Origin of the sequence: Bacillus haynesii, assembly GCF_001969855.1 — a bacterium.
Classification (GTDB): domain Bacteria; phylum Bacillota; class Bacilli; order Bacillales; family Bacillaceae; genus Bacillus; species Bacillus haynesii.
This window is the reverse complement of the sequence record NZ_MRBL01000001.1, coordinates 313,872-322,880: the sequence shown is the minus strand read 5'-3', so window position 1 is coordinate 322,880 and position 9,009 is coordinate 313,872. Positions and strand designations below refer to the sequence as shown.

The window sequence follows — 9,009 nt, the reverse complement described above, 5'->3', positions numbered from 1 at the left end:
TTTTTAGATATATATCAAAGAAATAACAAAATTAACTTTAGAGTTAAATCAAAAGTAGACATTACAAAGGTATTAAATTCAGCATCTGAACATGAGACAACAAAAAAAGATTTTATTAGATGCATTTCAAAAGTTGATAGTTTTATTAAGAAACTGAAAGTTTTACTAATAGATAAAAATGAAAAGAAAGATTCAGATGATCATTTGAGAAAAGAATTGGATAAAATATTCAATCTAACACATTCAAAGTTAGCTAGGAGAACCCTGCAAAATTTTTATGCCCTTTGGCATATACTCTCAGATATAAATTACGAGATGGTAAAACATCATAGAATTGAGTTGAAAAAAGAGGTGTCTAGTCTTTTTAAATATACAAAGTCAATTCCATACCAAGATAGCTTTGGATTAGAAAAATACAAAGAAATGGTAAGCTGTTTATTGAAAAAATTCGAGATAGACGATAGAAAAATAAAATTAACATTGGACGAAAAAAAGAATTTGTTAAACAAACAAAATAACTGTTGTCCTATATGTTTAGCTGATTTATTTATTAACGATGAAATTGAGGTGGATCATATTAATCCTTTGGCCAAAGGAGGAAAAGACAAGTTTTTAAACCTTCAGATCACCCATAAAGGGTGTAATAGGAAAAAGGGAGTTAACGTATGAGAACTAATTAAAATAATATTTTTAGGGCTAAAAGAATTCCCTGACTTAAGTTTTAAGTATAGGTTCCTATTTTAAGCTATCCAAAGATAGGACACTATAGATGGTTTAATAGGCTATCGACTGTTTTTTATCCGACATTTGTAATGAAAGCGTTGACATGTGCAAAAACGGGTGCTAAAGTATAGTTACAAACTAATATCAGCAAGTTTCTTAAGGATTGTTACTGCTTTTGCAGGCAAAACCTAAGTTGCGTACAGCTTTCTGGGATATTGTCCCGTTTAAGCCGGCGTAATTTAGGTTTTTTTTATACTCAAAATGAGGAGGTGATGTGAGATTTCGAGGATTCTTTCGGCAGCAGGCCAATAAAAAAGCCGGGTGAAGGCGGCCACCTTCAGTCCGGCAGATTCCCCCAAAAGAGGAGGTACTCATATGGATTATAATAAAGTATCGAAGGACATTTTACAACTCGTGGGCGGTGAAGAGAACGTACAGAGCGTGATTCACTGCATGACAAGACTGCGTTTCAACCTTTATGACAATGCGAAGGCAGACCGCGCGAAACTGGAAAGTTTGCCGGCTGTAATGGGCACCAACATCAGCGGCCAGCAGTTTCAAATCATCATTGGAAATGATGTCCCTAAGGTGTATAAAGCGATCATTGCCAACAGCGGGCTCAGCGATGAAAAAGCGGGTGGGCAGCAAGCTGGCAAAAAGAAAAACGTGCTGTCCGCCATTTTTGATGTGATATCAGGCGTATTTACGCCGATTCTGCCGGCGATCGCCGGAGCGGGTATGATCAAGGGGATCATTGCGATCGCCGTCACGTTCGGCTGGATGAGCGAAACTAGCCAGGTCCACACCATTTTATCTGCCATCGGCGACGGAGCATTTTACTTCCTGCCGATTTTGCTGGCGGTCAGCGCCGCGAGAAAATTCGGCAGCAATCCTTATGTTGCGGCGGCGATCGGAGCGGCAATTCTGCATCCCGATCTGACAGCACTCCTCGGTTCAGGAAAAAGCATTTCCTTTGTCGGGTTGCCTGTAACCGCTGCCACTTATTCGTCAACCGTCATTCCGATTTTGCTCGCGATTTGGATTGCATCGTACGTTGAGAAATGGATTGACAAAGTCACCCCGACTTCGTTGAAGATGATTTTTGTACCGACGTTGACGCTGCTGGTTGTCGTGCCTGTCACATTAATTACGGTCGGTCCGCTCGGTGCGATTGCAGGGAACTATCTGTCAATCGGTGTGAACGGTTTATTTGAAAACGCCGGTTTAATCACGATGATCCTTTTAGCAGGAACGTTCTCGCTGATCGTCATGACAGGAATGCACTATGCTTTCATTCCGGTTATGTTCAACAACATTACGCAAAACGGCTACGATTATTTAATACCTGCGATGTTTTTGGCGAATATGGGGCAGGCTGGCGCGTCATTTGCCGTCTTCCTGCGGTCCAGAAATAAGAAATTCAAATCATTGTCGCTGACGACAAGCATCACGGCTTTGATGGGGATTACAGAACCGGCGATGTACGGTGTCAACATGAGACTGAAAAAGCCATTTGTCTCCGCGCTTCTCGGCGCCGCTGTCGGGGGTGCATTCTACGGCATCACCGGCGTAGCAGCATATATTATTGGCGGAAACGTCGGTTTGCCTGGAATTACGACATTTATCGGCCCGACTTTTATACAGGCGACGATCGGTATCGTCATCGCGTTCTTTGCCGCAACGGCGTTTGCTTTTGTATTGGGATTTGAAGACATTCCGTCAGATGAAGCCGATGAACCGGCGGCCGCTCCATCTGAAGCGGGCGCGGGAGAAATCATTCAAAGCCCGCTGAAAGGCGAAGTCAAAGCATTGAGTGAAGTGGATGATGCGACATTTTCAGGAGAAGTCATGGGAAAAGGCGTTGCCATTGAGCCTGAAGAAGGCAAAGTGGTGTCGCCGGTATCAGGCACGATCACAACCGTTTTTCAAACGAAGCACGCCCTCGGCATCACAAGCGACAATGGGGCGGAAATTATTATCCATATCGGAATCGACACAGTGAAATTGAACGGTGAGCACTTTACCGTGCATGTCAATAAAGGAGACGCTGTAAAGCCGGGAGACCAGCTTGTCTCATTTGATATGGACGCGATTAAGGATGCAGGCTATCAGTTGATCACGCCGGTTATCGTCACAAATACGGACCGATACCAGTCGATCAAGCCTTTGAAAACGGATGAAAGCGTTGACATTGAGGAAGCGCTGATCGCGCTTGCGTAGAAAGGGAAAGCCCGACAAATTTGGATGAGGTGAAATGATATGACTGAACAAATGAAAAAGTTTCCTGAAAGTTTTTTATGGGGCGGAGCGGTTGCCGCAAACCAAGTGGAAGGCGCCTATAATGTCGGCGGCAAGGGACTCTCGACAGCCGATGTGTCGCCAAACGGCGTCATGTATCCATTCGATGAATCGATGGAGTCATTGAACCTTTATCACGAAGGCATCGATTTTTACCACCGCTACAAAGCAGATATCGCTCTTTTCGCCGAAATGGGATTTAAAGCGTTCCGGACATCGATTGCCTGGACGCGGATTTTTCCTAACGGCGATGAAAGTGAACCGAATGAAGAGGGCCTCCAATTTTACGATCGTCTCTTCGATGAGCTATTAAAACACGGTATTGAGCCTGTAGTGACGATTTCCCACTACGAAATGCCGCTCGGTCTGATTAAAAAATACGGCGGCTGGAAAAACCGGAAAGTGATCGAGTGCTATGAACATTATGCGAAAACGGTTTTCAGCCGCTATAAAGACAAAGTGAAATACTGGATGACGTTCAACGAAATCAACATGGTCCTGCATGCGCCGTTTACAGGCGGAGGCCTTGTATTTGAAGAAGACGAAGACGAGTTAAATGCGATGTACCAAGCGGCGCATCATCTATTTGTCGCAAGCGCCCTTGCGGTAAAAGCAGGCAAGGATATTATTCCGGACGCTAAAATCGGCTGCATGATCGCCGCCACGACGACATACCCGATGACGCCAAAACCGGAAGACGTGCTTGCCGCGATGGAGAATGAGAGAAGAACGCTGTTTTTCTCGGATGTACAGGCACGCGGGGCTTATCCGGGCTATATGGAGCGTTTCTTTAAGGAAAATGGGATTACGATTGAAATGGCTGAAGGTGATGAAGACATTCTGAAGGAAAACACCGTCGACTATATCGGTTTCAGCTACTATATGTCAATGGTTGCGAGCACGAATCCGGAAGACTTGGCAAAAACGGGAGGCAACCTGCTCGGAGGGGTTAAAAACCCGTACCTTGAATCGTCCGAATGGGGCTGGCAGATCGATCCTAAAGGGATCCGCATTACGCTGAATACATTGTACGACCGCTATCAAAAGCCGCTTTTCATTGTTGAAAACGGGCTCGGCGCCGTCGATGTCGTCGAAGAAGACGGCTCCATCCAGGATGACTACAGAATCAACTATTTGCGTGATCACTTAAAAGAAGTAAGAGAAGCGATCACAGACGGCGTCGACTTAATCGGCTACACATCATGGGGCCCGATCGACTTGGTCAGCGCATCCACCGCCGAAATGAAAAAACGCTACGGCTATATTTATGTCGACCGTGACAATGAAGGAAACGGCACGTTTGCAAGAACGAGAAAGAAAAGCTTTTACTGGTATAAAAATGTGATCGAAACGAATGGCGAGAGTTTGTAATATACAGAATGGCTGTCCTGTACAGGACAGCCCATTTTTTTCTCTGTAGCGCATGAAAACGATTTGCTATACACTTGACTTAGAAAATAGACAAAAAGCGCGGTGAGGCAAATGTTTAAACTGCTATTGATCGAAGACGATGAATCGCTGTTTCAGGAAATAAAAGAGCGGTTAACCGGGTGGTCATACGAGGTGTACGGCATCAACGATTTCAGCGAAGTGATGCAGGAGTTTACGGCGATTAAGCCCGATTGCGTCATTATCGATATTCAGCTGCCGAAATATGACGGGTTTCATTGGTGCCGGCAGATCCGTTCCCGTTCCAACGTTCCGATTCTCTTTTTATCTTCGCGCGACCATCCTGCTGATATGGTCATGTCCATGCAGTTCGGAGCGGATGATTATATTCAGAAGCCGTTTCATTTTGACGTGCTGATTGCCAAAATCCAGGCGATTTTCCGTCGCGTTTACGACTATAATACGGAGCCTGAGATTCTCAAGAAAACGTGGTGCGGTGCAACCGTTGATCCCGAACAAAACCGCGTCAGTAATAAGGCGGGTACGATCGAACTGACAAGGAATGAAATGTTCATTTTAAAACAATTGATCGACCAAAAAAACAAAATTGTCAGCAGGGAAGAATTGATGAGAAGTTTATGGAACGATGAGCGCTTTGTCAGCGATAACACGCTGACAGTCAACGTAAACCGTTTGAGAAAAAAACTGGATGCCTTGAACTTGGGACAATATATCGAGACGAAGGTCGGCCAGGGCTATATGGCGAAAGAAGAAGGATGATGAGAATGCTGAAAGCATTTTTGACCGAGAGGCGAAGCTGGATCGCCATATTTGTCTTGCAGCAGATCCTCTTTCTGTTTATCGCTTATGTCGATTCATCCATTCCCTTTACGTCGATTTTGTATATGATCTATTTGTCTTCGTTTATTTTTATCGTTTTTGTACTTGTCCGCTTTCGGAGGGAAACGAAGTTTTATAAAAGTCTGGAAGAATGGGATCACAATCTCGATGTGACAAACATTCGAGAGGCGGAAACGCCTTTCGAAACGATGATTGAAAAAAGCATGACCGAGCAAACGAAACAGTTAAAGCAAGAGGCGGCACAGCGTCGCATGGCATTGGAGAATGAAAAAGATGAACTCATGGCCTGGATACACGAAGTCAAAACGCCGCTTACCGCCATGCATTTGATCATGGAGACGATCGACGATCAATCATTAAAATCGAGACTCGACTATGAATGGCTGCGCGTTCACCTGCTGCTCGACCGCCAGCTTCATCAAAAGCGGATGTCATTTATCGAAAATGACTTGTCCCTTGAAGCTCTAGAGCTCAAACCTTTGATCTTTAAAGAACTAAAAGATTTGCAATCATGGTGCATTCCAAAAGGGATCGGATTTGATATACAGCTGGAGGCAGGAGAAGTGCTCAGCGATGCGAAATGGCTGTCATTTATCTTGAGGCAGCTGCTGACAAACGCGGTGAAATACAGCGAAGCATCCGATATTTTGATTAAAAGCTATGAACAGGATGGCCAGGTGCATCTCGCAGTTCAAGACTTTGGACGGGGCATCGATCCAAAGGATATTCCGCGCGTGTTTGACAAAGGCTTTACATCAACAACGGAGCATCATGATCAGGCCGCCACGGGGATGGGGCTGTACTTGGCGAACAAAGCGGCAATGCCGCTCCTGATTCATATCGAGGTTGATTCTAAACCGGGAACGGGTACAACCTTTACGCTGATTTTTCCGAAGCGGAATGAATTTTCCCGTGTGCTTGGCGTGTGACAAAAATGTCACACGCTTTTCTTTTTTGTTCGCTTAATCGAAGGAAAACGGCTGTCCTCCTTTCTATAATAAAAATATCCAGTCAAAAGGAGATTTAAAAATGATGATTTTAGAAGCGAAAAAAATACGAAAAAGCTATGGAAATAAGCACAATAAACACGAAGTGTTAAAGGGAATCGACCTTCAGATCCAAAAGGGTGAATTTGTCAGTATTATGGGCCCGTCAGGTTCAGGCAAAACAACATTGCTCAATGTTCTGTCTTCCATTGATCAGGTGAGCGGCGGAACGATTGCCATCAACCAAGCTGAGATGACGAATATGAAGGAAAAACAGCTTGCAGAGTTCAGGAAGCAGCATTTAGGATTTATCTTCCAAGAATACAATTTGCTCGATACGCTGACCGTGAAAGAAAATATCCTTCTGCCGCTGTCGATTACGAAAATATCAAAAAAAGAAGCCGGTCAAAAGTTTGAGGAGGTCGCGAAAGAATTAGGCATCTTCGAGCTGAAGGATAAATATCCGAATGAAATTTCCGGCGGGCAAAAACAGCGCACATCAGCAGCCAGGGCGTTTATTCATGAACCGAGCATTATTTTCGCTGACGAACCGACTGGTGCGCTTGATTCGAAATCCGCATCAGACTTGTTAAATAAGTTGAGCCAGTTAAATCAAAAGCGCCGGGCCACAATCATTATGGTCACCCATGATCCCGTCGCCGCGAGTTTCTGCAGCAGAGTGGTTTTCATAAAAGACGGACAAATTTACACGCAGCTGAATAAAGGCGGACAGGACAGGCAGATGTTCTTTCAGGACATCATGAAGACGCAAGGCGTGTTAGGCGGGGTTCAGCATGAGCATTAATCAGCTGATCTTCCGCAACCTGAAAAAGAATATACGGAACTATTACCTTTATGTGTTTGCGTTAATCTTCAGCGTGGCGCTTTATTTTGCGTTTGTTACGCTGCAGTATGATCCGGCGATCGATGAAGTGAAGGCATCGATAAAAGGCGCAGCAGCTTTAAAAGCAGCTTCCATTCTTCTTGTGGCAGTAGTAGCGGTATTTGTTTTGTATGCCAATACGATTTTTATTAAAAGGCGCAGCAAAGAAATCGGTTTATTCCAGCTAATCGGCATGAGGAAGCAAAAAATTTTCCGCATCTTAAGTTTGGAAAATGTCATGCTGTATTTCGGCTCTTTGGTCATTGGGGTGTTTGCCGGGTTTTCGATCTCAAAGCTCGTGCTTATGACTTTATTTAAAATTGTCGATGTTCAAGCTGAAGCCAAATTGAATTTTTCCGGTCAAGCACTTGTGCAAACCGTCATTGTATTCTGCGGAATCTACCTGCTGGTGATGGTGATGAATTATGCGTTTATCAAAAAGCAAAGCATTTTATCATTATTTAAAGCGACATCAGCTACGGAAGATAAGGTAAAGAGAATATCCGTTTTTCAAATGATCATCGGCTTATTGGGCATCTTGTTTATTTTGTCGGGATATTATATTTCCACTGAGTTGTTCAGCGGAAAATTCAAGACCATAGATGAGCTGTTTTATGCGATGAGCTTTATTCTCGGTACCGTTATCATCGGAACGTACCTCTTTTATAAAGGATCGGTCAGCTTTGTCTCCAACATCATCCGCAAAAGCAAAGGAGGCTACTTAAATATTTATGAAGTGCTGTCCCTTTCATCGATCATGTTCCGGCTGAAATCAAACGCCCTATTATTAACGATCATCACCACCGTTTCGGCACTGGCGATCGGTTTGTTATCCTTGTGCTATATTTCGTATTACTCCGCAGAGAAAACCGCCGAACAAAATGTGGCGGCTGATTTCGCCATGACAAATCAAAAGGATGCAAAACGGTTCGAACAACTATTGGATGAAAACAACATTTCATACAGCAAAAAAGAAATTCATGTCATTCAAGCGTCTTTCAATCTGGAACAAGTTGTCCAAGGGGATCCTGAAAATATGGCTGGAGACCCGGGGAAGTTACCCCTCGCCGTGGTCAGCGATGCAGAGATTGACGGGATTGACGTGCTGAAAGGAGACGTCATTTTCTCAGGATATACCGATCTTCTCCAGAAATTCATGGCTTTAAAAGAGACCGGTGCCGTTAAGGTAAAGAGCAGGAATGAGACAATCCCATTAAACTATTTAGGCTTGAGAAAAGAGTCCCTCTTATCCTTCAACTTTACCAGTGGCGGATTGCCTGTAGCCGTTGTGGATGATGCGCTGTTTAAACGTCTGAGCCGAGACAAAGATCCAAAATTACAGCAGAAGAAGCCGAGTCTTTTTTACGGGATCAATTTAAAAGATGAAGATCAGCTTCAGCAGGCAAATGAACTATTTGCAACGGTAAACCAAAGCGATCAGCATTTATCACTCCTCGATGCAAGCACAGCTCAAAAATCGCTTTTCGGACTTACCATGTTTATCGTAGGATTTCTAGGACTTACGTTTCTGATCACATCAGGATGCATCCTTTATTTTAAACAAATGGACGAAAGCGAAGATGAGAAACCGAATTACACGATCTTGAGAAAACTTGGTTTCACGCGCGGGGACCTTCTGAAGGGGATACGAATCAAACAAATGTATAACTTCGGCATTCCATTGGTTATCGGCCTGTTTCACAGCTACTTCGCCGTCCAATCCGGCTGGTTCTTATTCGGAGCAGAGGTGCGGACGCCAATGATCATCGTGATGGTGCTGTACACCGCTCTGTATTCTATTTTCGGTTTGCTGTCCGTTCTTTATGGCAAGAAGGTGATCAAGTCGGCGCTGTAGCTGAGCCGTGTGGA

General features: G+C 44.2%; 7 protein-coding genes. All 7 read left to right on the top strand.

Annotation, left to right across the window (positions count from 1 at the left end; translation table 11 throughout):
- On the top strand, nucleotides 1-669 hold a 669-nt coding region (locus BTA31_RS23175; RefSeq protein WP_204513324.1), incomplete at its 5' end, for an HNH endonuclease.
- Nucleotides 670-1,098: 429 nt separating this feature from the next.
- Entirely contained in the window at nucleotides 1,099-2,943 is a 1,845-nt protein-coding gene (locus tag BTA31_RS01540) for a beta-glucoside-specific PTS transporter subunit IIABC (RefSeq protein WP_076788533.1), read from the top strand.
- A gap of 39 nt (nucleotides 2,944-2,982) precedes the next feature.
- Nucleotides 2,983-4,392: an aryl-phospho-beta-d-glucosidase gene (locus tag BTA31_RS01535; RefSeq protein WP_076788530.1), complete on the top strand. Its 1,410-nt coding sequence runs from the start codon at nucleotides 2,983-2,985 to the stop codon at nucleotides 4,390-4,392.
- 111 nt (nucleotides 4,393-4,503) lie between these two features.
- Nucleotides 4,504-5,190: a response regulator transcription factor gene (locus tag BTA31_RS01530; RefSeq protein WP_076788528.1), complete on the top strand. Its 687-nt coding sequence runs from the start codon at nucleotides 4,504-4,506 to the stop codon at nucleotides 5,188-5,190.
- Nucleotides 5,191-5,195: 5 nt separating this feature from the next.
- Complete coding sequence (locus tag BTA31_RS01525; RefSeq protein WP_076788574.1) at nucleotides 5,196-6,200, top strand: sensor histidine kinase; 1,005 nt, start codon at nucleotides 5,196-5,198, stop codon at nucleotides 6,198-6,200.
- A 100-nt stretch (nucleotides 6,201-6,300) separates the two neighbouring features.
- On the top strand, nucleotides 6,301-7,062 hold the full coding sequence (locus BTA31_RS01520; RefSeq protein ID WP_076788525.1) for an ABC transporter ATP-binding protein: 762 nt from the start codon (nucleotides 6,301-6,303) through the stop codon (nucleotides 7,060-7,062).
- Nucleotides 7,052-8,995: an FtsX-like permease family protein gene (locus BTA31_RS01515; protein WP_076788523.1), complete on the top strand. Its 1,944-nt coding sequence runs from the start codon at nucleotides 7,052-7,054 to the stop codon at nucleotides 8,993-8,995. The genes BTA31_RS01520 and BTA31_RS01515 overlap by 11 nt, the downstream gene beginning before the upstream one ends.
- Nucleotides 8,996-9,009 lie beyond the last annotated feature (14 nt).